General features: G+C 44.9%; 16 protein-coding genes. 8 read left to right on the forward strand and 8 right to left on the reverse strand.

The features are described from left to right. Window positions 1-534: 534 nt before the first annotated feature. From ACTTJ8_RS04535 to ACTTJ8_RS04545, 3 genes are all read right to left on the reverse strand, one after another. The gene (locus tag ACTTJ8_RS04535) at window positions 535-819 is read right to left on the reverse strand and encodes a CC/Se motif family (seleno)protein (RefSeq protein WP_442720444.1); all 285 of its coding nucleotides are present in this window, start codon (window positions 817-819) and stop codon (window positions 535-537) included. A gap of 249 nt (window positions 820-1,068) precedes the next feature. Further along, a complete protein-coding gene (gene flcA, locus ACTTJ8_RS04540) occupies window positions 1,069-4,902 on the reverse strand; it encodes a periplasmic flagellar collar protein FlcA (RefSeq protein WP_442720445.1) in 3,834 nt (1,277 codons plus the stop codon). A gap of 151 nt (window positions 4,903-5,053) precedes the next feature. After that, window positions 5,054-6,361, reverse strand: coding sequence for a M18 family aminopeptidase (locus tag ACTTJ8_RS04545; protein WP_442720455.1), 1,308 nt, complete (start codon window positions 6,359-6,361; stop codon window positions 5,054-5,056). 254 nt (window positions 6,362-6,615) lie between these two features. Between ACTTJ8_RS04545 and ACTTJ8_RS04550 the strand changes: the two genes are divergently transcribed. From ACTTJ8_RS04550 to ACTTJ8_RS04575, 6 genes are all read left to right on the forward strand, one after another. Further along, window positions 6,616-7,569 (forward strand): D-2-hydroxyacid dehydrogenase, encoded by a 954-nt coding sequence (locus ACTTJ8_RS04550; RefSeq protein ID WP_442715094.1) that lies wholly within the window; start codon window positions 6,616-6,618, stop codon window positions 7,567-7,569. A gap of 26 nt (window positions 7,570-7,595) precedes the next feature. Beyond that, window positions 7,596-8,531: an FtsH protease activity modulator HflK gene (hflK, locus tag ACTTJ8_RS04555; protein ID WP_442715093.1), complete on the forward strand. Its 936-nt coding sequence runs from the start codon at window positions 7,596-7,598 to the stop codon at window positions 8,529-8,531. Beyond that, the gene (gene hflC, locus ACTTJ8_RS04560; RefSeq protein ID WP_442715092.1) at window positions 8,531-9,520 is read left to right on the forward strand and encodes a protease modulator HflC; all 990 of its coding nucleotides are present in this window, start codon (window positions 8,531-8,533) and stop codon (window positions 9,518-9,520) included. The genes hflK and hflC overlap by 1 nt, the downstream gene beginning before the upstream one ends. Before the next feature lie 199 nt (window positions 9,521-9,719). Then, on the forward strand, window positions 9,720-10,343 hold the full coding sequence (locus ACTTJ8_RS04565; RefSeq protein WP_442720446.1) for a periplasmic-type flagellar collar protein FlbB: 624 nt from the start codon (window positions 9,720-9,722) through the stop codon (window positions 10,341-10,343). 19 nt (window positions 10,344-10,362) lie between these two features. Then, window positions 10,363-11,931 (forward strand): MBOAT family O-acyltransferase, encoded by a 1,569-nt coding sequence (locus ACTTJ8_RS04570; RefSeq protein WP_442720447.1) that lies wholly within the window; start codon window positions 10,363-10,365, stop codon window positions 11,929-11,931. Window positions 11,932-11,947: 16 nt separating this feature from the next. Then, window positions 11,948-13,123, forward strand: coding sequence for an SGNH/GDSL hydrolase family protein (locus tag ACTTJ8_RS04575; RefSeq protein ID WP_442720448.1), 1,176 nt, complete (start codon window positions 11,948-11,950; stop codon window positions 13,121-13,123). 196 nt (window positions 13,124-13,319) lie between these two features. Here ACTTJ8_RS04575 and ACTTJ8_RS04580 read toward each other — a convergent pair whose 3' ends face one another. From ACTTJ8_RS04580 to ACTTJ8_RS04595, 4 genes are all read right to left on the reverse strand, one after another. Further along, window positions 13,320-15,080, reverse strand: coding sequence for a 6-hydroxymethylpterin diphosphokinase MptE-like protein (locus ACTTJ8_RS04580; protein WP_442720449.1), 1,761 nt, complete (start codon window positions 15,078-15,080; stop codon window positions 13,320-13,322). Window positions 15,081-15,221: 141 nt separating this feature from the next. Then, entirely contained in the window at window positions 15,222-16,742 is a 1,521-nt protein-coding gene (locus ACTTJ8_RS04585) for a peptidylprolyl isomerase (protein ID WP_442720450.1), read from the reverse strand. 858 nt (window positions 16,743-17,600) lie between these two features. Continuing rightward, a complete protein-coding gene (locus ACTTJ8_RS04590; RefSeq protein WP_442720451.1) occupies window positions 17,601-19,154 on the reverse strand; it encodes an ATP-binding protein in 1,554 nt (517 codons plus the stop codon). Window positions 19,155-19,217: 63 nt separating this feature from the next. Beyond that, complete coding sequence (locus tag ACTTJ8_RS04595; protein ID WP_442718242.1) at window positions 19,218-19,442, reverse strand: hypothetical protein; 225 nt, start codon at window positions 19,440-19,442, stop codon at window positions 19,218-19,220. A 432-nt stretch (window positions 19,443-19,874) separates the two neighbouring features. On the opposite strand from ACTTJ8_RS04595, the gene ACTTJ8_RS04600 reads away from it, so the two are divergent. Further along, window positions 19,875-22,175 carry a peptidase U32 family protein gene (locus tag ACTTJ8_RS04600; protein WP_442720452.1) on the forward strand — a complete coding sequence of 767 codons (2,301 nt, stop codon included), beginning with the start codon at window positions 19,875-19,877 and terminating at the stop codon, window positions 22,173-22,175. A gap of 136 nt (window positions 22,176-22,311) precedes the next feature. Here the strand turns inward: ACTTJ8_RS04600 and ACTTJ8_RS04605 are convergent, their stop codons facing one another. Beyond that, a complete protein-coding gene (locus ACTTJ8_RS04605; protein ID WP_442720453.1) occupies window positions 22,312-23,757 on the reverse strand; it encodes an aminoacyl-histidine dipeptidase in 1,446 nt (481 codons plus the stop codon). A 288-nt stretch (window positions 23,758-24,045) separates the two neighbouring features. Here ACTTJ8_RS04605 and ACTTJ8_RS04610 point away from each other — a divergent pair, with 288 nt between their 5' ends. Next, entirely contained in the window at window positions 24,046-25,425 is a 1,380-nt protein-coding gene (locus ACTTJ8_RS04610; protein ID WP_442720454.1) for an MATE family efflux transporter, read from the forward strand. Window positions 25,426-25,828 lie beyond the last annotated feature (403 nt).

Below are 25,828 nucleotides of genomic sequence, written 5' to 3' on the forward strand. Positions count from 1 at the left end.
TGTAAGTATTTGTATAACAATGACTTATATGATAAACACCATAAAAAAATATTATTCTGCTATAAGTGCAAAACTGATGGAGTGATGTAAGAAGTGAAGCGGTTTGTCATAATATGACAGTATGTCCTATAAAATGATAGAAGCTGACAATAGACCTATTCGATAACTGCGTTTTCGAATAGGTCGACGAGTTCTAAATCGCACAAATAGCACGATTTAGAACATCGCATTTCAAGGTAACCTGTTCAGAAACGGAAGTTTCCGAACAGGTTTAATATTCTGTGTATATGATTCGTAGAGTGCGCTCTTATTCAACTGGAGAGGTAAATACTTTCGGCTCTTTTTGAACATAACATAAGGGTATTAAAGCCAGTAATCATGTAGACTTTAGACATTAATGCCGTTAAATGTAAAAGTTAATTTAGGTGATTTTTATCTTTTAACCACAAAAGGGTACTGAGGATGTATTCCGGCAGCATCGGAGTTCCATAGTAAAGGTTTTTAAGTTTACCACAGAACCCCGCTGTTTTTTACCTAGTATGCCATTCCTTCTACGGTAAGCGATTCCATCCACAGCATTTTAGCTGTTGTAATGGTTAAGCTCTCATTTTCGGTTTTGGTTCCTTTTCGTACATACACGGTAATTCCATCTACTGGAAACATATCGTATTGTTCCGGTGAATCAGGCGAGCCGACATACACGGTCGGTTGGGGAATAACCCCGCCTCACGTGCGGCAGCCGCCTAAGAATGCATAAACTGTGTTTTCGTTATGCTTTGCAAGATAGGCTCGAGCTTTTTCATCAACAGTAATAGTCATAGGTATCCTCCTTAAATTCAGAATGATTCCGAAATTTATTATAAGATACATAAAAAAAGCTTATCCGTCAAACTTTTTAATCAAATAGTACAATAGGCATCTTCTAAAAAGTCCGGTATAGTTTTTAGAAGATGCCGCATCAGCAAAGCCGATAACGAGTATTTTTGATAAGTCTTGACATGGTTATGACTTATCAAAAATATCGCATTTCAAGATAACTTGTTCAGAAAGGTACGTTTCCGAACAGGTTTACTTTGTTTCGTTTTGCTCCAATGCTGTTTCATTTTCCAAAATCATGGGTATATCGGTGTAAATTTCAGAGTCATAAGGACTCTTTGAGTTCAGCATATTCTGAATATTCAAATAAGCTAAACCAACCGACTTTGCGCGGATCATAGTTTGCGGATTGCGGGTAAGTGCATCCCATGCACGGGTTGCTTCTGCAAAGAGCGCAAGCGAGCGCCCGTTTTTCTGAGAATCGCCGGTGCGTTCCGCTAAGCGGTTCAATGTTGCTCCAAGGTTGTTTGCTGTTTGCATATACTGTTCGATGAATGCTGCATCGTCAGGGTTTACACTTGATAGGATGTAATCTTTACGTGCACGCTGTGCAGTGAGCAGGCTGAAAAGCTGTTCATAGACAGAGAGGGCTGCAAAATAATCGCCTCGTTTAAAGAAGGTGTTACCAAATCCATAGAGCAAATGTGCATCTCGCGGTTTTTCTGCATAAGCACGGCTGATTGCATCAATCGCTTGTTCATAGTTTTCCTGCTGATACTGAATATATCCGATCCGGTATTGGATAGAGGGGGTATCATACAGTTCTTTTACGGCATGCTGATAGTTATCAAGGGCTGAGTCAAAATTATACGAAATAAAATAGTCTATATCGCCGTAATCCGCATAGAGTTTTCCAATATTCTGATTCGCCGGTAAGGGCTTAAAGGCGGTATAATTGCGGTAGACCGTTAATGCATCTGCATAGAGGGTCTGCGCATCCAAGTATTTTTTCTGCATGACGAACTGCTCGCCTAAAAGCCGCATTGAATCTACATATTGCATGGTTCGGCGGCTTGTCATTGGAGCAGCTGTTTTAAAGTGCTTAATTGCTTCGGTGAGGTTTTCAATAGCGCCGTCTTGACGGTTGTTATAGATAAAGAACCTGCCGAGGTTGTAATAGGCTTCGGGCATTGTCTTATCTGCCTGTACCGCTTTTTCCAGCAGCTTACGGACATCATCAATCTGCGTACGGAGCGTTTCGGAATCAAGCGGTTTTGGGTTATACCGTTTTTCCAGCAGGTACCCGCTCAATTCGGTTAAATCCGATGCCCCTACCTTTGAGAACCGGGGTGCAAAAAGCTCTTTTAAGCGGAGAACTTCTGCCAAATTGTCGGTACGGATAAAATACCGCATCATCCGCAGAAGATATGTGTTATTTTCTCCATAGAGTTCAATAAGCCTGCTGTAAATTTTAACGGCATCATCATATTTTTCAGGGTCTTCGTCTCCCCAGTTTAGATAGATATCGCCGAGGGCTAGTAAGCCGTCTTTATCGTTAACATGCTGATCCAGCAGACGGCGGCGTAGGATGGTTTCCGCCTTTTCGTAGTTACGCAGATCCGTGCTCAGCATATCGGCATATTCAAGTCCTGCTTGCTTATCATAGTTAAAGTCGTAGATAAGGCGCGTATACATTTTCTCTGCTGATGTGAACTGTTTTTTTGCCCGGAATGCGCGCGCATAAGCGAAATACCATCGTTTTTTACGCTTATATTCTCCCGCTTTGTTAAATTTTTCTATAGCCGTTTCGTAATGTTCGTTTTGTAAATAGGCATAACCCGATTTATACAGGGATTCCGATGTTACCGGTTTATAGATAAACTGCCATGACAGTACCGAAATACAGAATATTAAAATGAGGGCAATGCCGGACATAACCGCAACCGGCAGGAAACGATGAACAAACCAGTATTTGAATGTTTTCTTTTCCCGTTCATATTCTTCAACGCTCTTGCGGTGGAATCCGCGCGGTATCGGAATAGAGGTGTTGGTGATCCCTTCGAGTTTTCTGACAATTTTTCTGAGAGAAGCGCCTGATAGCACATAACGGATAAAATTCATTTTGTCTTCAGGACGGGATTCATGATTGGCAATGTAATTTTGAATGGCTAACTGCACATTAAAGGGGAAATCTTCCAATTTATTGAGGAATTTGAAATAATCATCGTCGGAAATTGAAAGAGGATCACCTTCCTCAGTAGTTCCCGTGCTTTTTGCAATCACGGAATCAAACATCTTACTTTGAGCATCTGCAGTAAATTCTTTAAAGTTATCAGGGAGATTAAACTGATCATCGGAAACTTCGGTTATATCGGTGTCGAGGGGGTTCTCTTCAAGAGAAAAACCTGTCTGATCGCCGGTATCGGCTCCCGGCTGCTGCGCTAAAAAGTCTATTCCTTCAAATCCGACATCAGGTATGCCGGAGCTTGAAGCGCTGTCCGGTATTGTATCAGCCGGTGATGCGGAACTGCTGCCGCCAAAAGGATCGGTCTCCGGGGTAAAATTGAATGAGGAAAGATCAACCTCTTGCTGATCTGCTGAAGCATCATCTGCTGGGAGTTCATCCGCAGGGGGATCATCCGTATAAGCCGTATCGGCAGCTGCCGGCTCTTCCGGTGCGCTGCCAGGCTCATCCCGCTCTTCCGAATAGAGCAAAAGCCCGTCTGAGTCATCGTATCCGCCGAAGCTGTCCTTTGCATGGGCTTCTGAACTGTCCGCTGCCGTATCAAGCTGCGACTCCGAATCGTCTGTAAATTCCGGCATATCCGGCGAAAAGCCGTCATCGGTTATATCCGGTATTTCAAAGGAGGAGACATCAGCGTCGGGTTCTAATGCCTCAAACGAGTCTGCTCCATCCGGCTGCGGATTGTCCGGGAAGCTCAGTGACGACACATCAAAAGGCTCATCGCTAAAGTCCGGTACTTCTATGGGATCGGCATTGCCGGGAGAATCTAAAGAGTCAAAGGTATCGAGGCTTTCGGGTTCTGTGTCGAAAGCGGTGTCAGGCGCTGCCGGATCAATATCGGGGATAGCCAAATCATCCATAGAAAAATCCGCTTCCGTACCGGCATCTAAAGCGCCGTCTTCGTCCGCTGCTGCCGCTTGAGTTTGGGTGTCATCAAAGTTGAGCGAGGAGAGCATATCGTCAAAATTAAGCGGATCTTCGGAAGCAGGTGTTGAATCTTGCTGATCGGCTGTTTGAGGCTCATCCGTATCAGCAGGGAATGTACTGCCGAAAAGATCATCATCAAATGAAAAACCTGAATCTTCATCGTCAAGAGCAGTAGGTGTATCATTATCCATCGAAGAAGAAAGCCCATTATCGCCGGTAAGCGGTGCACTGCTATCATCAAATCCGGTAGATTCCGTACCGCTGTCTTCGGGGGCAGGCATGCTAAAATCTTCTAGGTTTCCGAAATCCAAATCATCAAGATCAGGCATGAAGGAGGTATCTGCTGGAGATGCTTCATCCTTGTTGCCCTGCTGTACTGCATCTTGAGAAGGAGCTTCCATACCAAAGGAATCGGAGTCATCGCTGCCGGATAGACCGGGTTCATCTTCTTTGTTTCCGCCGAGAAGATCGTCAAAGGAGGAAAGAAAGGTTCCCATATCATCCAATTCGGGCATTCCCTCTTCATCGACAGGATAGGCAGAACCCAAATCTTTCGTGATGGTATCATCTGCGCGCGAAGAGCCTGAGGCGTTTTGCGGAGCTGCAGCAGTATTTTGCGGAGTATTATCGCCAAAATTGTTTTGGAAGGCTGTATCTGCCGGTAAAGCGGAGGCATCCGTTACCGGCACTGTATCAAAATGGTCGGAATTGCCGGATGCAGTAGGGGTATCGGTCTGCGTATCAGGTCCAATCGTAGTCAATAATGCATCCAAATCAATGTCCGGCACTTCAGCAGGGTCGGGAGGCGGGAGTTCGTCATACAGCCGGTCTCCCCAACTAGCTAATATCTCACCTTCGTGAGCAATATTCTTGAGTTCTTGTCTAAACTTTGCAATTTCATTCAAATTCGGCATAAACGCGCACAAAAGCCCCTTTCTCTTGTTATTTCGGTATTTTTAACGAAGTTCTTGAGCAGAAGCATCGGATTTCCGTATAGCGGTGTATTCCGATAGCTGCTGCCCGCTATGTCCCTCACAAACAGCATAAGTTAAGAGAGGGACTTTTTTATTCCTTATAATACTGATGGAATACCTTTGTGATAAACTCCTGATCTGCTGTACCGCCGAGTTCGCGGATAGAATGCATGGAAAGGATTGGATTTCCAATATCTACTATCTTTATCCGCAAATTTTTTGCAGTAATGGGTCCGATTGTTGAGCCTCCTTTAATATCAGAGCGGTTCACAAAGTTCTGACAGGGAACCCCAGCCCGTTTGCACAGGTCTTTAAAGATACCAGCGGAAATTCCATCGCTTGCATAGCTCATTGCGGCAGCAATTTTTACGACTGGACCTCCGTTTACCACAGGGAAGTTTGTGATGTCGTTTTTTTCAGGATAGTTCGGGTGCAGCGCATGGGCTTGATCGGCAGAAATCAAAAACGACCGGCTCAGCTGCTGCTGGAATATCTCAAACCAGGGTTCTTCCGGGCTGCATTGTGCAATGGTAATCCGCTTCAGTGTGTCGGCAAAGAAGGGACTGCCTGCGCCCTGCATAGTTCCTGAACCAACCTCTTCGTTATCAAAGATACAGGCTGCTTTTACATAGTCCAGCGGTTTATCCTGTGCAATGAGGGCATCGAGCGAGGCATAAGCCATTCCGAGGTTATCGATTTTTCCCGTAGAGAAAAATTCTTCGGATAACCCGCAGAAGGAGCCAGGCTGTGTGTCGTAGAGATACAGGTCAAAGTCAAGGATGGAATCAGGATCGATAGAGAGCTGTTCTGCAAGCAGATTGGTAAGGAAGCCCTTTTGTTCAAATTTCTCATTGATAATAGCGAGAAGCGGCAGCATGTCTTTTTGCCGTTCAATTTTATACCCTTCATTGACCTCTCTGTTCATGTGAATTGCAAGATTAGGGATGATGAGCGGGGCATCTTTCAGCGAAATGAGCAGCTCCTTTGGTGCGAGCGGATTATCTGTTCTGACAATTACCCGGCCTGCTGCGGAAAGCGGGCGGTCAAACCATGTTGAAAGGATTGCTCCTCCATATATTTCGGTATTAAGTTTGAGATAATGATTTTGCACCGTCAGCTCAGGATTTGGTTTAATTCTAAGACAGGGTGAGTCGCTATGGGTACCGATGAGTTTAAAACCAAGTGATTTTTGCCCCTTACTCATTTGCCATGCAATAAGTGCGCTGCCGTTTGCCGTAACAAAGTATTTTCCTGCCGGCTTTAGATTGAACGGGTCGGAAAGCTGTAAGCGGGTAAAACCGGCTGCCTCAAGCGTCCGGGCAGCATTCTCAACGACATGATACACTGATGGACTTTTATCAATAAACTGCATCAATTCTTTGGCATATTTTTTTTGCATAGGATACGTGTACTCCTTGACGGTAAAATATTGCAGCGCTCCATGCGCAGACACCTTTCTAGTATAACGGTCTTTTGCATTTTAAGGAAGATTGCCCTAGTATGTTTATGCGAAATCCTCTGCTTTTCCATTGAAGAAAACCCATCCTTTTTATATACTGATTTGTATACAAGCATGATTTGTATACAAAAGCCTTTAAACGCTTTTTGCATAGTGGGGTTTTAGCGATTGCTGCTGTTTTGAGGAGGAAATATATGAAAGTTGCTGTACTTGACGGCTATACGCTTAATCCGGGTGATCTATCATGGAAGGCTTTGCAGGATATTACCGATGTAACGATATATGATAAAACCGATTCTGATGAGCTCTATGAGCGGGTAAAGGATTGCGAAGCTGTTTTATCGAATAAAGTAGTTTTTTCTCAGGAATTGATTGAGCGCTTGCCTAAACTGCGATATATCGGTGTTCTGGCAACCGGATATAATGTGATAGACAGAGAGACAGCCCATGCGCACGGGATTACCGTAACGAATATTCCCAGCTATAGTACTGACAGTGTTGCTCAGCTCGTGTTTGCGTTTATTTTGCAGTTTTATTGGCATGTACGCGAACATAGTGATGAGGTACATCGCGGTGCATGGAGCAAAAGCAAGCATTTCTGCTATACTTCTTATCCTGTATTTGAATTGACGGGAAAAACACTCGGTATTATCGGCTTTGGGCATATTGGACAGCGGGTTGCAAGTATCGCGCTTGCAATGGGAATGCGGGTGCTCTATGTCAACCGCTCCCCCAAGGCGGTACCGCAGCTTGCAGCAGCTCAGCAGGTTGATCTTGACACCCTTCTTGCCGAGTCTGATTTTATCAGTCTCAATGCACCGCTGAATAACGAAAGCCGGAATATTATCGATGCTGCGGCGTTGGCAAAGGTGAAACCCCATGTGTGTATTATCAATACCGGCCGGGGACAGCTGATTGATGACGCTGCCGTTGCTGCAGCCCTTCATAATGGATCGATCGGGGGCTATGCAAGCGATGTGCTGAGTACTGAGCCTCCTCCTGCAAATCATCCGTTGTTCGGCTGTCCCAACTGTTTTCTCACGCCGCATATTGCATGGCAGACCTTTGAAGCACGCAGCCGGCTGCTTGCCATTGCAGTGGAAAATCTCAAAAGCTTTCTAGCCGGTAAACCGCAGAACGAAGTATAGAGGATTATGAAGTATAGAGGATTATTATGAAGCAATTAAAGAATGGACACCTCGCTGTAATAGGCGTAGTTGTTGTACTCGTTGTTCTGTCTTTTTTTAGTTTTACCATTGTTTCGACAACGGACAACGGCGTAGTAACCCGTCTAGGGAAATACAATAGAACATTGCAGCCGGGCTTACAGTTTATCATCCCGTTTATCGAGAGTGTTGATCATATTCCGGTTACAACCGTGCAAAAGGAAGAGTTCGGTTTCCGTACTACCATGGCATCCGACAGGAGTCAGTACCGGAATAATATCACCAGCGAATCTTCAATGCTGACCGGTGATCTCAATATCATCAATGTTGAGTGGACGGTGCAATACCGCATTGTTGACCCCAAGGCATGGCTTTTTAATGTTGAACGGTCGGAACGTATCAATACCGTGCGGGATGTGTCCACAGCAGCTATCAATAGTCTGATAGGAGACCGGGCTATTTTGGACATCATGGGGGCGGAACGGGATGCCATTCAATTTTCCGCAAAAGAGATTATGAACGAAAAATACAAGCAGCTGGGACTTGGTATTTCAGTCTCGTCGGTGCAGCTGCAAAATGTGGTGCCGCCTGAGGATGTACAGCAGGCATTTGAGGATGTCAACATTGCCATTCAGGATATGAATAGGATGATCAATGAGGGCAAGGAAGCGTATAATAAAGAAATACCCAAGGCAAAGGGTGAAGCTGATAGGATGATACAAGAGGCGCGCGGCTATGCTGCAGAACGGGTAAACAAGGCTGAAGGCGATGTTGCCCGGTTTAATGCGGTGTATGCTGAATACAATAAGGCACCTGACATTACCAAACGGCGCTTATATCTTGAAACCCTCGACAAAATTTTTGCAAATACCGATAAGGTTATCTTTATTGATAAAAATGTTAAAAACTTTTTACCGCTCAAAGATTTATCAGGAGTCCGCTAATGAACGCATCTCGTGTAAAAAATACAAAATTGCTGCGCGGTATTATCCTTGCGGCGGTTATCATCACTGCGGTGGCAGTGCTTAAACCCTTCTATGTTTTACAGGAGGGGGAGACGGTTATTATTACCCAGTTCGGGCAGATCGTCAAAACCGAAACTGCCGCGGGGCTTCATTTTAAAATGCCGATTGTGCATCAAGTACACCGCTATACGGCAAAGCTGCTCCGTATAGACGGCGATCCGCAAAAAATCCTCACTAAAGAGAAGCAGTTTATCGAAGTAAATACCACAAGCCGCTGGCGTATTTCCGATATAAGCAAGTTTTATCAGTCTTTGGTTACATACGAAGGCGCATACTCCCGGCTTTCAGATATTATCGATTCGTCGGTACGGGATATTATCACGGTAAATAGTCTTGATGATGTGGTTCGCACTACCAATAATATCAATGAAACGCTGCACAAGGAGCAATTCGGGCTGAATACCGATGAAGTAAAGCTTGAGGACGTAACCGGTTCCGAGAAGATTGTATATACAACCATTGAAAAGGGGCGGGATGTGCTTGCAGCAGAGATTCTCAAAAAGGCGAATATGCAGCTGGAAGATTTCGGGATAGAAGTAATTGATGTTATCTTTAAAGAGATAAAATATTCAGATGAGCTGCAAGCATCGGTGTATAATAGGATGATTAAAGAGCGGAATCAGATTGCCCAGACTTTCCGGTCAACAGGCGAGGGGAAGAAGGCTGAATGGCTTGGTAAATTGGAAAACGAGAAAAAAAGCATTTTATCAAAAGCCTACTCTGAATCGGAAAAAATCAAGGGTGAGGCTGATGCACAGGCTACCGCAGTGTACGCAGCATCATACGGGAAGTCTCCTGAGTTTTACAGCTTCTGGAAAAGCCTTGAGGTGTATCAAAATGCCCTGCCCGAAGCTGAAAAAATATTATCAACCGATATGGAATATTTTCAATATTTATATAAACATTAACATGCGATGTTCTCAATCGTGCCATTTGTACGATTGAGAACTCGTCGGGTGAGAATTCGCCGGGCATCTGCGAAAAAAACTATACCTGAGTTTTTTCTAGAGATGCCCTAATATCTATTGAGCTTGATACCGATATTGATATATGGGTAATCTCTGAAAATGCCAGTTTTTAGAGGTGCCTTATGCAGGAGGGAGTGCGGTGAGACGGAGAGGTTCTTTTGGACGTGTAATAGTACTGCTTTTATTGATTATTATATTAGCCTTTGGCGGACTCTTTTGGTTTAGTTATCTTGGTTTAGTGAATGCCCGCGGTGTTTTTTCGCCGGTATATTCTTTATTCGGCTTAAAGACTCCGGAAGGTATTGCATCGCCTGCAGAGGCTGAGGGTGATTTAGATGCCGACCGCTATGCAAAACGGCTGCTGGCGTTGGATGTCCGTTCACAAGAGCTGGATAAAAAGGAAGCTGAAGTTACTACCCGTGAGAAAGAGGCGGCTCAGGTATCGCAGGAATTGGACGACCGGCTTTCCATTATAGAAGAAAAAGAGAAGTCTTTTAAGCAGATGATGGCAGAACGGGATCAGCGTGAAGTAAATATCGATCAGATTGCGCAGTATATAGACGGTATGCAGCCTGATAAGGCGGTTGCGAATTTGCTGCAAATGGATGATCAGGATATTATCGATGTGCTGCGGGCTGTAGAGGCAACTGCAAAAAAAGCGAACAAAACATCCTCTGTTGCTTACTGGTTCTCGTTAATGCCTGCGAACCGTGCAGCTGATATTCAGCGGAAGATGGCAAATAAACCGGCATCCCTTCCCTAATACCTAATACCGATGTGAGATGCTGTTCCCGACACTCCGGTTTGCGTTCTTCTTTTTCATTGTTTTTTTCCTGTACTGGTACGTATTCCGGCAGAGCAAACAACGGGTACTCCTGCTTGTGTGTGCAGGCTATGTTTTTTATGCAGGCTGGGATTGGCGTTTTTGTATCTTGCTATTCGGAGTGTCTGCGCTGTCTGCGCTGTTCGGCGCAGTACTCGGGCTACAGAAAAACCATATTCCTCGCGTTATCACTATGATCACCGGGACAGTGCTGCATATTCTGTTCCTCGGTTTTTTTAAGTATTTTTACGACCTTACTTCCTTTTTAAATTATCGCTTTTTTAGCGGGCAGCTTGCAAGTCCCGTGCTTACCCAGCTGCAAAATTATTCTTTACTGCTCCCCATCGGTATTTCTTATTATACATTCCGCTCGATGAGCTATATTTTTGACATTTACCTGTGTAAAATGCGTCCTGCCCGGTCTTTTTCGGAAGTATTGCTGTATATTTCGTTTTTTCCACAGCTGGCATCCGGTCCTATTGTACAGGCAGAAGCTTTTTTTGCAGCCCTTCCTGCAAACCTTACGCGGGATGCCGATGCAGCCGTAAAACCGATAGCCCTTGACCGCAGTGCGTTACTCATTGTGTCGGGACTCTATAAAAAATTGATTTTAGCAACCTTCCTTTCCGTGCTTGCAGTTGATCCTGTATTTGCGAATCCTGCGCAGTGTAATACGGTCGAGCTGCTCATCGGGCTATTGTCCTATACCTTTGTGATTTACTGTGATTTTTCCGGCTATAGCGATATGGCAATCGGAATAGGGCTGCTGCTGGGCTTTGAAGCCCCGCAGAATTTTAACCGCCCTTATGTATCCCGCTCGGTGAGTGAGTTTTGGCGGCGCTGGCATATCAGCTTTTCATCATGGCTGCGTGATTATGTCTATTTTTCTTTCGGCGGTTCCCGCTACGGCTTATTCCGGACGGCGGTTGCGCTGATCGGTACTATGCTGATTGCAGGGGTGTGGCACGGCAGTTCCATACCCTTTGTGCTATGGGGTTTGCTGCAGGGTGTTGCCTGTGCCGTTGAACGGATTGTCTCCGTGTTCAAAAAAGAATACGGCTGTGCGGCTGACACCCCTGTTGCGTTCAAAGCAGAACACCGCCGCTTGGATGATTCCCCCGTTGCAGCCTCTGTTGACAGCCTTGGTGTTGCATATTCTGCCTCTCAGGACAGCATCGGGATAGAGCAGAGGAGGAGATTGCAGCTGCTCCGGCTTGCCGGTGTCTTCCTTTTTATAAATGTGAGCTGGCTTATTTTCCGTTCAAGTTCTGTGCGGGAAATTGCTTTGTATCTTACCTCGCTCAAAAATATTACGCAGCCCCTGCATACGGTGCATTGGTTTGTACTGATCCCGCTCGCCGCCGCCTTTCTGCTGCAAATCCCGGGTACGGACTTACGCCGGAAATGCTTTGAACGCTATGTACAGCTGCCTGTTGCGGTAAAAGCCGCCGCTCTTGTTTTGTTTTGCATAGGACTGAACATTGTTTCAACCTCCGGGGTTGCGCCATTTATCTACTTTGGATTTTAAATTGCAGGTGTACCGTATGAGAACGCAAACAGAACGGGCAGCACAGACAGAGGGCTGCACACAGGAGCCGCAGACTCGGAAGGGGCTGTATAGCCCCAATCAGTGTATTTTTTTTGCGGCTGTTGTGCTGCTAGTTCTGATTCCCTTTTTAGGGCGGCGGCTTGATCATCCGCTGCAAAGTATTAAGGCTCCGGCGTTGAAAAATATTTACAGTGCACTGACGGCTCCGGTTGTTTCTGTTACCGAATCTTCTCCGGCTGCTGCGGTGATTCCGTTTTTGCGGAACTCTTTTATACAAATGGCTGGTTTGGAAAAGCGCAGCGAGTGGGATACCTTCTTTTACCGGCAAGCCCGCTACGACGGCGATGTAGAAGCCTTTTATGCAATGACCGGTGAACACGGTACCGCTGAATCTTTAGGAGGGTTTTCCGATAATCTCAATACCGGCGGCAGTTTACCGTTGGAGCTGTTCGGGCAGGTGTCTCAAGCAGCGCTTCGCAATGTTGCACTACCGGTAACTCATTCTGCCCGGCTGCCGCTCCGGATGTTCTTTTTCGGCGACTCCCAAATGCGCAGTATTGCTGCAGGTATGACCCGTGCGCTCGGTTCTGACACTTCTATCGTGATAGAAGAACTCAGTGTGCCGTCCTCCGGCTTTCTCCGCTCCGATTATTATAACTGGCCGCAAAAATTGGAGGATGTTTTTTCCGCACAGAAAGACGGTACTCGTTTTGATGCAGCTGTTCTCTTTTTAGGTATGAATGATTATCAGGATATGTGGACTACAGGCGGCATTATCTTAACGGCAGGGACACCTGAGTGGGAAGAGGTGTACCGCAAAATGGTAAAAGCGCATCTTGATATTGTGCTGCAATCCGTACCGCGGGTCTATTGGCTTGGATTGCCGGCTGTGCGGCGCACTGATTACAACGATAAGATGGCGTATTTAGATACCGTACACCGTTCTATTGCAGAAGAATACAGCGCTCAAAAGCTCGTCAAAGTTTCTCTCAAGCATTTTGTCAGTCAGTATGGAAACGGCTATGTGGGAGCAATCCAGCCGGAGGGGACTGCCTGGGTTTCTTTTATGCAAAGCGACGGCATCCACTACACAATAGAAGGCGGTGAATACCTGATGAAAAAGTTTATTGCACAGCTGCATCAGGATTATCTCTTTGATGCGCATGATTGACAGGAATATATTTTTGTCTAATCTCTCCAGGCCGGGGTATGTTGATTTTCAGGTTGAATAAATATGTTATTTTAATAAACCTGTTCGGAAACTTCCGTTTCTGAACAGGTTACCTTGAAATGCGATGTTCTAAATCGTGCTATTTGCGCGATTTAGAACTCGTCGCCCTATTCGAAAACGCAGTTATCGAATAGGGCTAATATATAGCACTAAACCGAGCGTCCAGCAGTTTGAGAATGCTGCGTAATTCAATACTAACACGCTTTAAAAAACTGAGATTATGCACGTAGCCGCGTGCTGCATCGGGAAAATGGCTATACAGATAGTCCCGCTCCATAAGAATCGACTGCAGCTCTTGTTCAGACAGCTGCTGCTCCCCCTGTAAATGCCCGGTCAGCATGGTTAAGGCTTCATACTCTTCTTTCAGATACTGCTGCAGCTGTATAGGCAGGGTTTCCATACCGGGATGAGACAAGCCGGCTATATGCGGATATACAGATACCGGCGCTGCATCCTGCTCTGCTGTCCTCATTGCCGACTTCTCCGGGTATGCCGCCGTATATGCCGCAAGCATCCGTACTGCATCGGACTCCGCTAATTCCGGCAGGCGGGCGGAGAGTGTACACCCCTGCTGTCCAATGTCAATTACCCGGCTGTTACCTGCAAAGGCATGACGGTACTGATCCGCATATCCCGACAGCAGGGCTGTTGTCCGGTATGAAAGCCCCTGTTTTCCGGTGATATACCGGATATTGGCTGGAAAATTCAACTTATAGATGGATTCCGTCCGTGCTGTCTCTGCAAAGAGTTTTTTAACAGGGCTTGCCCCGCGGGCATGGGTTAAGCCGTTCTGCCACGCAAAGTCCAAACCTGTATGGAATACCGGAGCCGCAGGAGGACTCAACAGCAATGCAAGTTGTACGGCAGTCAGTCCTACCGAACCCATCGGCTGTAAAATAAGCGGCTGCAACACAGAATATATCCGAGTAAGGTAACGCAGAGGCGCATAGTCCGTGCAAAAATGAAAAACCTGCCCGCCTGCAGCCCGTAAAGCCCGGGGAGAAGCCGTAATATCTGCAAAGAGAGGGATATTCCGTGAAGACGCATGATATTCTATACCATCATGCAGTCCGATAAAAGCGGAATCAATCCAATATTGAGATTCTACTAACACGATTGCATCCGGAACAATATCCGGTAAAAGAGCTGCTGCTGCTGCATCAACAGCAAGTACAAACAGCTCGTTTCGGTGCTGACAGATAAAACCTCGCGATTGGTCAAGCGAAGGACCGGCACCTACAACCATAATAGGCTTACTAATACGTTCCTGTCCTGTCAGAACCAGCCGCCGAGTTCCGCTATCCAGCCTCGGCTCCCCAGTCCCCGTCTTTGCAGCGCTATCGTATACCGAGATCAGATTTCGGAATGTGTTATGTACATAATTTCTGCCGAGATGCATAAGTGTTACCCTATTTTGCCAAAACCGGGAAATCACTTCTTCTGCATAATTTCGGACTCCATCATAAAACGATTGATACAGCTGCACCCCGCCTGAACAGGGGATGCAAACACATTTTTTGAAGGGAAAGAGCGGCAGCGATTCAATTTTATGCAGTACCTCAGAAACGGAATCCGTGCGGATATAAGAAAATTGCCGGTGCGCAAATACTGTGCGCTCTCCATTGTCAAGCGACAAGCGCATCAATGATTGATCACACTCTACCGCAAGCATATATGCGGAGGGAGGCAGCTGCTCCAACAATGCGTTTAATCCATACGGAAGCACCGGCGAAAAACATACCACGAGGGTAGAATCCGCAATTTTAAGCGTTTCAACAAGCCGGTTCATTGCCTGCGGAGGATCGTATTTAGAATATAAGTATTTATTGCGGTATAAAACAGAAAAGCCCCTGCGTGTTGGTATGAGCAGAGGCTTCTCCAATTGATCTGTATCCATGTATCTACATCTCACTGGCATCCTTCGTAATGTAAGGACTCCAGTCTGCGGTATTGCAATGGGGCTGTCTTATAGTCTTTTGACAGTCCTTCGCACCATTGGACATCTCTAAAAGCTGAAGTTTTTAGAGGTTCTCTATTGTTATTTAAAGACCTCGTTAAAGTTATCCGTAAAGTTTTTGTTCTTTAACACAAAATCAATAAAGGTCTGCTGTCCCCACGAAAGCGGCTGATATGCCAACAGTGCAAGCGGATATTGATAGTACCATGCAGAAGCATACTGCGGATAAGAAGTCGCAATATTGTTTTGCACTTCTTCCGATGCTTTTGTCTCTTCATTCAACTGCAATACAAGAACATTGGAACCCAGCAAAATCGGCTCCGAAATTTCAGATGCCTTTAATGCAAAGGCTTTTTTGAAAAATGCTTCATTCCGTACACCGGAAGCAAAGAATGTATCAGCCTGTGAAGAAATTTGCGGCAAGATTGCGGCATTACCGTAGTTCAATGCAATAGGATTACTGGTCTGCACAACCAATTCATTAAGCTGCGCTTGTTCTGTAAATCCGCTGGCTTTTGCAGCATCGGCAAAAGTTTTTGCTTTTTGCTCAAGATAATCTTCAATAAGCCCGCGCTCATTGGACTTCATATAAGCAAAGACGCGATCTTCCGTTTCCTGCAAATCAAAATCCGCAGCTTTTACCGGTGCAGTGCATTTTACGATCGCAAAACCGGAGGCAGTCTTCACCACCGGGCTTACCTCATCAACCCCCAGCTTCAATACGGTATCAAGGTCTTTTGATTCCGGGAATGTCCTATTTACTGTCGTGCGGTAAGGAGAAAGCATTTTTCCTGCTGAATCTGTTCCCAGCTTCGTAGAATTGGTTACAACGGCATCCTCAAATTTGACTTCGCCCTTCTGCAAAGCTTGTGCTGTTTTATCAGCTTCATCTTGAGCGGTAAAAGTCAGCATTGATAAGCTATGCTCTGCAAATAAATCGGCATGTTCTTCACCATATGTGCGGATTTTATCCTTGGGAAATTGACTTTCCTCAAAAACAACATAATTAAAATTGCGCTCATTTTCTGCCATCTTTTGGACAAAGGCCGTCTCGGCAGAACTGGTTTTTAAACCGAACAGCTTGTCATAGGTACCAAAATTATCTTCTATATAGCGTTGTGCAGTAAGATACTCGATAACTTGCTTTCTATTTGCAAGCTTTTGCTGCTCAGAGGTTTGTGTATACAGTTTCTCGGAATAAGCCCCTGTTGAATCGGTATAAAAAGCCATCAGCGCCTTATTGATATTCTTGTTCGGCAGGTAAAACCCTGCGTTCAGAACCTCATTCTGCGCAGCAAGCTGAATCATCGATGACTGAAATGCCGTCCGCATAACTTGCCGCTCCATAAATTCCTGCTGGAGTTTATTATCGCTGCGGAGATACCCGCTCATTTCAGCGGCACGGTGCAGCTGCCGGTATTCCTGTAGAAAAAGTCCGTCTGCAGTATACTCAAGCCGTTTATTCTTCCATTTGCCGAGTAACGTCTTTGCATTCGAGCCTGACTGTCCGCCGACAGCAGGAATAAAGACAAATGTGATAACCGAGAACACAAGAATAATAATACTCCCGATTGCGAGCGTATTTTTTTTAAGACCTGCCATAATGATGTTTCCCCAATCTTTATAATCTCTACTAATGTTCTATTGGAGCTGCTGAAAACTCCCGGTTTTAGCAGTTCCTTCTACTATTTTACGATAGACAGTATATAACACTACCAGCTTGAACGTGAAATGTCAATCACTCAGAGAAATATGTTCAGGGATTCCGCTCTGTTAACAAATGCTATTTATACAGGTTTTCCGGCAGGCTTTGATTACTCAGTATCAATCCATACCATATAATAAAACCTTTGCGTTTTCTCTGTGCTTCTGCTGTTATATTGAAAAAACTGCTCTCTTGCAGCTCCTTATAAAGGAAATAAAAGATAAGCTTAATAATAAAAAACTGCTATACTATCCTTATGAACATCCCACAAAAATTGCCGGTTTGCATATAGACTTTTAAGGATTTACGCGAAAAAAGATTTCTCTATGTTGACAAAACGGAGTACCTATCTCGATTAGTCAATCAACAACCCCGACGCAAGCGTCGGGGTTGTTGTTCTCATAAGGTGGTTGCAGTCGGCTTTAATACCCTTTGTTACGACGCAGAGCGTCGGGGTATTAAACCCTCCGCACGAATAATGGAAAGGTGTATTTCTTGAGCCGCCCGGTATCAGACAAGCGGAAAGAAGATTGTGCTCATTGGTGCGGGATTTGATGAACAAGCACGCACAATAAGAGACTGGAAGACAGCTAATGGGAAATGACAAATTGGATGCGTCTACAGCAGCTGTGCAGAACAGAGGAGTCCGTCTTAGAGCGGCATTAAAAACTGAGGTTTTTAGAGGTTCTCCATACGCACTATATTGCGGGACATATAGGCGGTGTATTTGCATTGACCATGATCCCAAACGGAACTTACAGCGATGGCATTTTTCCTTCAAGTCTTTGGAAAGTAAATCCCGAAATATTCCGCTCCGCTTCATCAAAATTGATCCCAACCAGATAGATGTCCTTATGCATATTCTGATATTTCTCATAATATTTCTTTGCTTTTATCTGCTCCAAGGCATTCCCGCTGCCCACCTTAAACTCGATAATGTAGACTTTCTGCTCCATAGTGAGCGTTAAATCTATCCGTCCTCGGTTCGTCGTATCTTCTCCAATCAGCGGAACCCCTAAACTCGCTAAAAACGCATACACCACACTCGCGTAAAATCCTTCGTACAAACTGATATTGTTGTTCGCATAGTTCTGATACGGCAGCGAGGCAAACAGCGTGTGCAGCGTATCTTTGATCCCCTCCATATCGGCATTATGTAGAGCTGTCAGCATATTACGATATAGCGTACTGCTTATCAACCTCGACCCCGAATCGGTAAGGCTTGATACAACGACCTTATTAAGTGAGCTTTTCACTTCCAAATTCGGTATTTTCAGTGAATAAAACACTGCGTCTTCGAATTGTTTTTTCTCCCGTATGGTTAAATAGCCTGACTGATACAAAAGCACTTCAAAGTTGATCTTTTCAATATCAAAAGCGTCCAGTTGTTCTTCATCTATACTAATATTTTCCAAGTCCGGCAGATAATAGCTCTTTTCTTGTATTAATTTAATGAGAAAGCTCGGACTACCTGTTTCAAACCAATAATTTTTATACAACAGCTCGTTCGCACAAAAATTAAGAATATCAAACGGATTGTATACATTATCCTTTAAGAAATTATAACCGTCATACCAGCGCTTCACTTTTTCCATATCAGCGCCTTCCAAATACGGCTGAAAACTCGTTTCAAGGTCGGCTTGCGTATACCCGCAAATATTCCCATACGCAGAACGTAACGATATATCGACAATATTATTTAATCCGGAGAAAATACTCACCTTGGAAAATTTGCTCACCCCCGTCAAAAAGGCAAACTTTATATACTCATCATTATATTTGATATGCTCATACAATCCTTTGAGCATATTCCGCGCATAAGAGCGCATTGCAGGATCGGTAATATTGTCCAGTATCGGCTTATCATATTCATCGATCAAAATAACAACACGTTTATGGTATTTTTTATACGTTTCTTTGATGAGCGAATCAAACTGAGATGAAAGCGATAGGGATTTATCAAGTGTTACACCAAGGCATTCGGCATTCCACCGTAGGGCGGATTGTACTTCACTTTGAAAATTAAATTCCGATGTAAAATTACCGCCCCAATGTATCCTAATCACGGGATAGGCTTCAAAATCGTATTTATCGTAAATATATAAGCCCTTAAAAAGCTCCTTCTTCCCTTCAAAAATCGCCTGTAGGGTTGTTAAAAAAAGGCTTTTCCCGAACCGGCGCGGACGTGATAAAAACACATATTGATAGGTACAGAGAATTTCATACGCTTCCTTGGTTTTATCAATATAAAGATAATCTCCTTCGATAATTTTAGAGAATGTGTGTATTCCTATCGGTAGTTTTTTCATCAGTGCCCCTTTTACACAGCTTCTTATACACTTTGCTCCCGGATAGTGCTCAAGAGCTGCCATCTATCGTCCATCTTTTGCTAAAAATAAATTGAGTTCATCTTCAAGCACCTCAAGCTGAGCTTCCAGTTTTTCTATTTTTGTAAGCATTACTTTCTGCTGTATCTTTTCCAACTTTGAAAAAACCGTATCGAAAAGTTCTTGCTCCATTACTGCAGCTTCTTCATTGAGGTATTTTATTTTATAACATCCTGCCCATGCCTCGGACAACTGATCATTTTCATGCATATTTCTTCTTTTCCCCTTGATATATGGACATCTGCAAAAATTCAGGTATCGCTTTTTATAATTTGCCCTTGTATTGCTTCTACCTGATGATAATCATACATACCGATCAATATTTGTACAGATTACGGCGGCAAAGTAATTAAGCGGCTGTACGGCTCGTGAATAATTTTGCATATCATCAAAAATGATGAGTATTTTTCAAAGAAAATATTACATCCTTACACAAAATATATAACTTCTATTTGGATAATACGGTCTTTTGACCGAATATTCAATAAGCAGCTGTATTTTTCGAGTGAATCAACAAACCTGACACAGTGCATCGGTGAATCCCTCTCCGCACGAATAAAATGTGATCTTTACATTGATACCTAATAGCATACATATTTCCATACCCTATGCAGCCCTGCATTTTTTCAGTATGATGGCGGAATGGTCGAATTATTAGCACCGGCAGGAAATCCTGAAGCACTGGAAGCAGCCATCGCAGAAGGGGCGGATGCCGTTTATTTAGGTTTAAAGAGCTTTAATGCCCGTATGCGGTCTTCAAACTTTGCATGGAATCAGTTTGAGGCAACAGTTGATGTGCTGCACAAGCGGAATAAAAAAATATATGTTACGGTCAACACGGTTGTAACCGAAGATGAGATGGAGCGGCTCTACCGGTTTTTAACATACTTAAACAATATTGGACCGGACGGTATCATCGTGCAGGATCTCGGGCTGATTCAGATGGCACACAAACATTTTCCGAAGCTCAAGCTCCACGCCTCAACACAGCTCAATATTGCGAGCGCAAAGGCAGCCAATGCGATGAGCCGCTGGGGGGTGTCACGGACGGTGCTAGCACGGGAACTGAGCTTGGAAGAAATCCGGACAGTCCATGCCAACACCTCCTGCGAACTGGAGGTGTTTGTACACGGGGCGCTCTGCGTAAGCGAATCGGGACTTTGCCTGTTTTCAAGTTATCTCGGAGGCAAATCGGCGAACCGCGGAATGTGTACCCAAGCCTGCCGCCGTCTCTACACAGCGCATGAACCGGAGGGCGACCGTGAAGGCTACTTTTTCTCTCCGGCAGATTTACAGCTCATCGAGTATATCCCCGATCTTATCCAAGCAGGGGTTGCTTCATTCAAAATAGAAGGAAGAATGAAAAGCGCCGAATATGTCGGCACGGTGGTCTCCGCATACCGGTATGTCATTGACAACTGGGAAACCGATAAAAAAGGGGCGGTTGAAACAGGCAAACGCATCTTAGCAAATGACTTTGCCCGGAAAAAGACCGGCTACCGCTTTAAAAGCACCCATGCAGAAGAAGTGCTTAATCCTGATCAGGCAGGCGGCACCGGTATCTATCTCGGCGTTATCGACGGGATTAAAAAAGGTCCCGTACAGGAAGTCCCATTCAAAGACGGCACACGGGCTGTGCATTATGTGCAACTCAAAGACGGACATTATACACCGGAGAAAGGCGACTCGGTGCGTATTCATAAGAAGGACGACAGCGGCAGGGAAAGCTGGAAAATTCAGGACATAATGGAAAGCAAATCCGGCGCATGGCTGCAGCTGCCTGCAGATTCCGGCAAAGGGGACAGCGTATACCTCTTGCAAACCAGGGCGATGACCAAGCGCTACCCCCGTTTGCTGCCAGCATCGCTTGAAAAATACCGCAGGCAGCCCAACGATGAAGCCCTGCCGATGCTTACCCTGGAGGCAGGCGTCCCTACACTCGGCGATACAAACAAAGCAGCCCTCACAACATCAACAACCGCACCATCCGTAAAAAAGAGCCTTGCGAAAAAGCCTGCGGATATTTTCCCCGAAGGGCTCTACGTTCAAGTTTCCTCCATTGCGGATTTACATACCATCCTTACGGATAAACCGGTACGGGTTATTATCAATTTGAATGAGGACACCTATCCGGCTCTAGTCGGACAGCAATCCAATCAGCAACAGTTGAATCAGCAGCAGATAAAACCGCTGCCGTTTTCCAAACGGGAAATTTTTGTTTCCCTTGATCCCTTCCTCCCGCAGGAACAAGAGCCTATTCTAGCGGAGCAGCTACAGCAGCTAACAGCACAGGGCTATACGCAGTTTATTGTGAATAATCCGGCGCATATTTCCATGCTCCGCAATAAAAAGAACTTTTTAGTCGCAGGACCGTACCTCTACACCTTTAACTGCTGGGCGGTTTCGTGGCTGCAAGAAAACGGCATCTGCGCCTACATTCCCCCTGCTGAAAGCTCTCAATCCAATATCGAAACAGTGTTTGTACCGGAGCTGCGTCCGCAGGTACTGCTGCCGATTTTTTCGTACTCGGTGCTGTTCAGAATGCGCTTTACATTGCCGAAAAACTACAACTTCCTTTACTTTTCAGACAAACAAGGTGAGGCATTCAGAGCTTTTTCCACACCATCAGCCTCGTTTGTACTGCCGGATAAGCCGTTTTCGATTATAGACCGCTATCATGCCTTACAGAATCATCAATTCTCACGCTTTCTGCTGGATTTTTCTCATACGGCTATTGAACGCCGTGCTTACCGGTTTATCTTACAGTCCCTGCGGAGCGGCACTCCCCTCCCCGACTCCGTACGCTTTAACTGGAAAGAAGGATTCTATGATCCGCAGCGGGTAGAAGAACTCAAGCAGCTGGGGCAAAAATCAGCGGAAGAGCGCGGTACCAAACGCTCCGGCGGACGGGCAAAACAGCCCCGGAAAAACCGGCGATTCTGATTCGCTTATCATATTTTCTTGTATGCTCGATTTTTTTAATCCTACTGAATATTTTGTGATTTTACTCAAAATATTCAGTAGCAACCCTCCAAATTTAAGCTGTATTTTTCGGGCTGCCCTCGCATAAGCCGGAGACTTACCGCATATTTTCCAAGAGCTTCACAAGGAACTTCCACACTCTTTCTGCAGAAGAAATACTCAGGTGCTCATTCGGTGTATGGACATCATATAAATTCGGACCAAAACTGACGGCATCAATATCGGGAATTGTTTTTTTGATAAGTCCGCACTCCAATCCTGCGTGAATGGCAGAGATAACCGGTTCTTTGCCGGTAATTTCTTTATACGTCTGTACTGCAGCATCACGGGCGCGGGACTGCGGGGCATATTCCCATGCGGGGTATTCCGAAAGCTTGGTAAAGGAGCCTCCTGTTCGTTCTGCACACAGCTGTAATACCTGTACAATTTCATCCAGCGCGCTTTTTACCGAACTGCGCACTGAAATGGTAAAGGATACAGTATCTCCATCCACCGCAAGAATACCGTCGTTCAAGCTGGTTTGTACTAAGTTGGGAATATCCATACTCATGTACTGTACGCCATCGGGTACTATCATCATAAAATCAATGATTCCTTTACTGACTGCACCGGTGAACATAACCTGAGGTACAGCGCTTGCCGCTTTTGCAGTGATTCTAAGTCCCTTATCGGCAACGCGGTATTCAGCTTGCAGTGCTGCGGTAATTGTTTCAATCGTTTTTACCGCACGGGCAGAATCTTCAACGGTAATAACAGCCTCTGCATCCTTTGCAATGGCATTATGCTTTGCGCCGCCGCAGAGCGACACAAGGTGTACCGGCTGTTCAGCTTTTACTGCTGCCAGTACGCGCCCCAGCATTTTGATGGCATTTGCCCGCTGCTTAATAATTTCGATACCGGAATGTCCGCCGAGTAAGCCGTCTACTTTAATAGCCAGTGCTGTTCCTTTGAGCGGTTCCGTTTCAATCTTAAAATCGGTACGGGTATTGGCACCGCCTGCACAGCTGACTAAAAAGATACCTTCCTCTTCCGAGTCAATATTGAAGAGGATTCTGCCCTGCAAGTGATCTGCCTTTAGCTCCCGTGCACCGTCCATGCCGACTTCTTCGTTTGTGGTAATTAACACTTCAAGCGGGGGATGGGCAAGCGAATGAGAATCCAAAACAGCCAGCGAATATGCTACCGCAATTCCGTCATCTCCGCCGAGGGTTGTCCGGTCGGCATGGAGCATATCACCTTCAACAATCAGTTTGATGGGGTCTTTGAGAAAGTCATGGGGCGAATCGGCTGTTTTTTCGCATACCATATCCATGTGCCCTTGTAAAATGACGGTAGGGGATTTTTCATATCCTGCCGTTCCGGGCTTTTTGATAATAACATTGAGTGCAGCATCTTGATACACTTCGAGCGACCGCTCTTTTGCAAACTGTACGAGGAAATCGCTGATCGCTTTTTCATTTTTTGAACCGCGGGGCACTGCCGATATTGCAGCAAACCAGCGGAACACTTCTTTGGGTTGAACTTGTTCTATTGTTGTACTCATAATACTTCTCCTGAAGGAAGTATAGCATAGTTTGGCAAATAAGCCAGCCCTTAATCTTTTGAAAATATACGACGTATCTACTGCGTCGTACGGCAAAAAAGTGTCCTCAACGTATCATAGATACGCCTGCGGTACTTTTTGCCTAACTCCTTGTATCTACGCCGTCTCTTTGCAAAAGCGCTGGTTTAAAAATATACGGCGTATCTGCGTTTCACCGTTTTTAGAGATGCCCATGTCTCTATTCAAATACTCCTAAACCCGCTATAATGCGCCGACTTGAGGTTTCTTATGATACAACACGAATACTTGGGTACGGCATCATTTTATAAACATGCTCTGTCTATCGCTCTGCCGGTGATGGCGCAGCTGCTTATTCAAAATTTTGTTTCGTTGATTGATAATTTTATGGTCGCAGGTCTTGGTGATATTAAGATGTCGGGGGTTAATACAGCAGGAATGCTGATTTTTGTATTCCTTGTTTTGGTATCAACGCTGTGTTCTGCCGGGGGCATTTTTATGTCGCAGTTCAATGGCGCAAAAGATAAGGAGGGAATGCAGCAAAGTTTACGCTTCAAACTGCTGCTTACCGGAATCGCAGGTATTTTTTTCACGATTATTGCATTGATTGCTCCGCGCGGTTTATTCGGTCTTATGCTGACCGTCAATACTGATGCTGAATTAATTATTGACCAATCAGTGCGCTATTCCCGTGCGGTGGCTTTTTCCGGTATTTTATTGGTTTTTTCGCAATCACTTGCTTCCTCGCTCCGGGAAATAGAAATTGTCCGTCCTCCGCTGGTTATTTCTATTGTAGCCACCCTTGTTAATACCTTTTTTAACTGGATATTCATCTATGGCAATCTCGGTGCACCGCGGCTTGAAGTAGAAGGAGCTGGTATTGCAACTGTTATTGCCCGTGCAGTTGAGTTGCTTTTGTTTATCATATATGTGTTGATAAAAAAGCCTCCATTTCTTTTTAATATTTTAAGGCTTTTTGATATAAAACTGAAACTTTTTAGTACTATTATCAAAAAATCTACTATGATTCTCTATTCTGAATTGACTTGGGCGGTCTCAGAAACAGTGTCTACCGCCTTGTATAATACCCGCGGCGGAGCTGAAGTTGTTGCCGGCATGTCTGCCGGTTTTGCTATTGCTAATTTGTTTTTTATCTGTTTTTCAGGAATTGTAACCGCAACTTCTGTTATTGTAGGGCAAAAGCTTGGGGCAGGAGAGTTAGAAGAAGCAAAACAATACAAAAACTGGGTTTTATCGGGTTCGGTACTATTCGGTGCTATTTTTATGCTTATTGGTTTTTCCACTGTGTTGTTAATTCCGTTTGTATTTAAGGAGCTGAGTCTCCATTCACAGCTGATTGCACGAGGACTTATTATTGTTGCTGCTGCATATTTACCGCTTTGGGCGTACTTAAATGGTCAGTATGCACTTTCCCGTACCGGCGGAGATACAATGATGGGGGTACTTTGTGATACTATTGCAAATATCCTTTTTGTAGGCGGTATGTTTCTTTTGATATGGTTTACAGCACTGGGACCTGTTGTAATGTATGTCATCGTCAAGCTATCCGATGTAGTTAAAGCGGTGATTGCCTATTTCTGGCTGAAGAAAGAACGCTGGTTGGTAAATTTGGCTGCCGCACAGAAATAAAACTGCAGAGGCGTGAAATAAATTTTCTTGAAGGTATTCCTCTTCCATGATATAATCAATCATCGTGAAGAACGATTACCTTTTCGTAGTGCTATAGGATTTCTTTATGCGGTGATTTAATGCCTTGATGCTTCTTGATTTGTAACATGAAGGCATTAAAGCTGACTGTAATTCCCCATATGCGTATAATCTCACAGGGATTCCGCATTATGACTACTTAAAAATATTGTATACGGCAATACCTTTTGCCCCGCTTTGTGTTTTTCTCCTATACTCCGCGCATTGCATTTTATATCCGGATACCCTATACTTTCTACAGCTATGGAAGACGAATTACAGATAACGCTTACCAACGATTATGCGTTTCTTTCCATCGTACATCCGTGTACGATGGAAAGAGCGA

The organism is Treponema sp. (assembly GCF_052169735.1).
Lineage (GTDB): Bacteria > Spirochaetota > Spirochaetia > Treponematales > Treponemataceae > Treponema.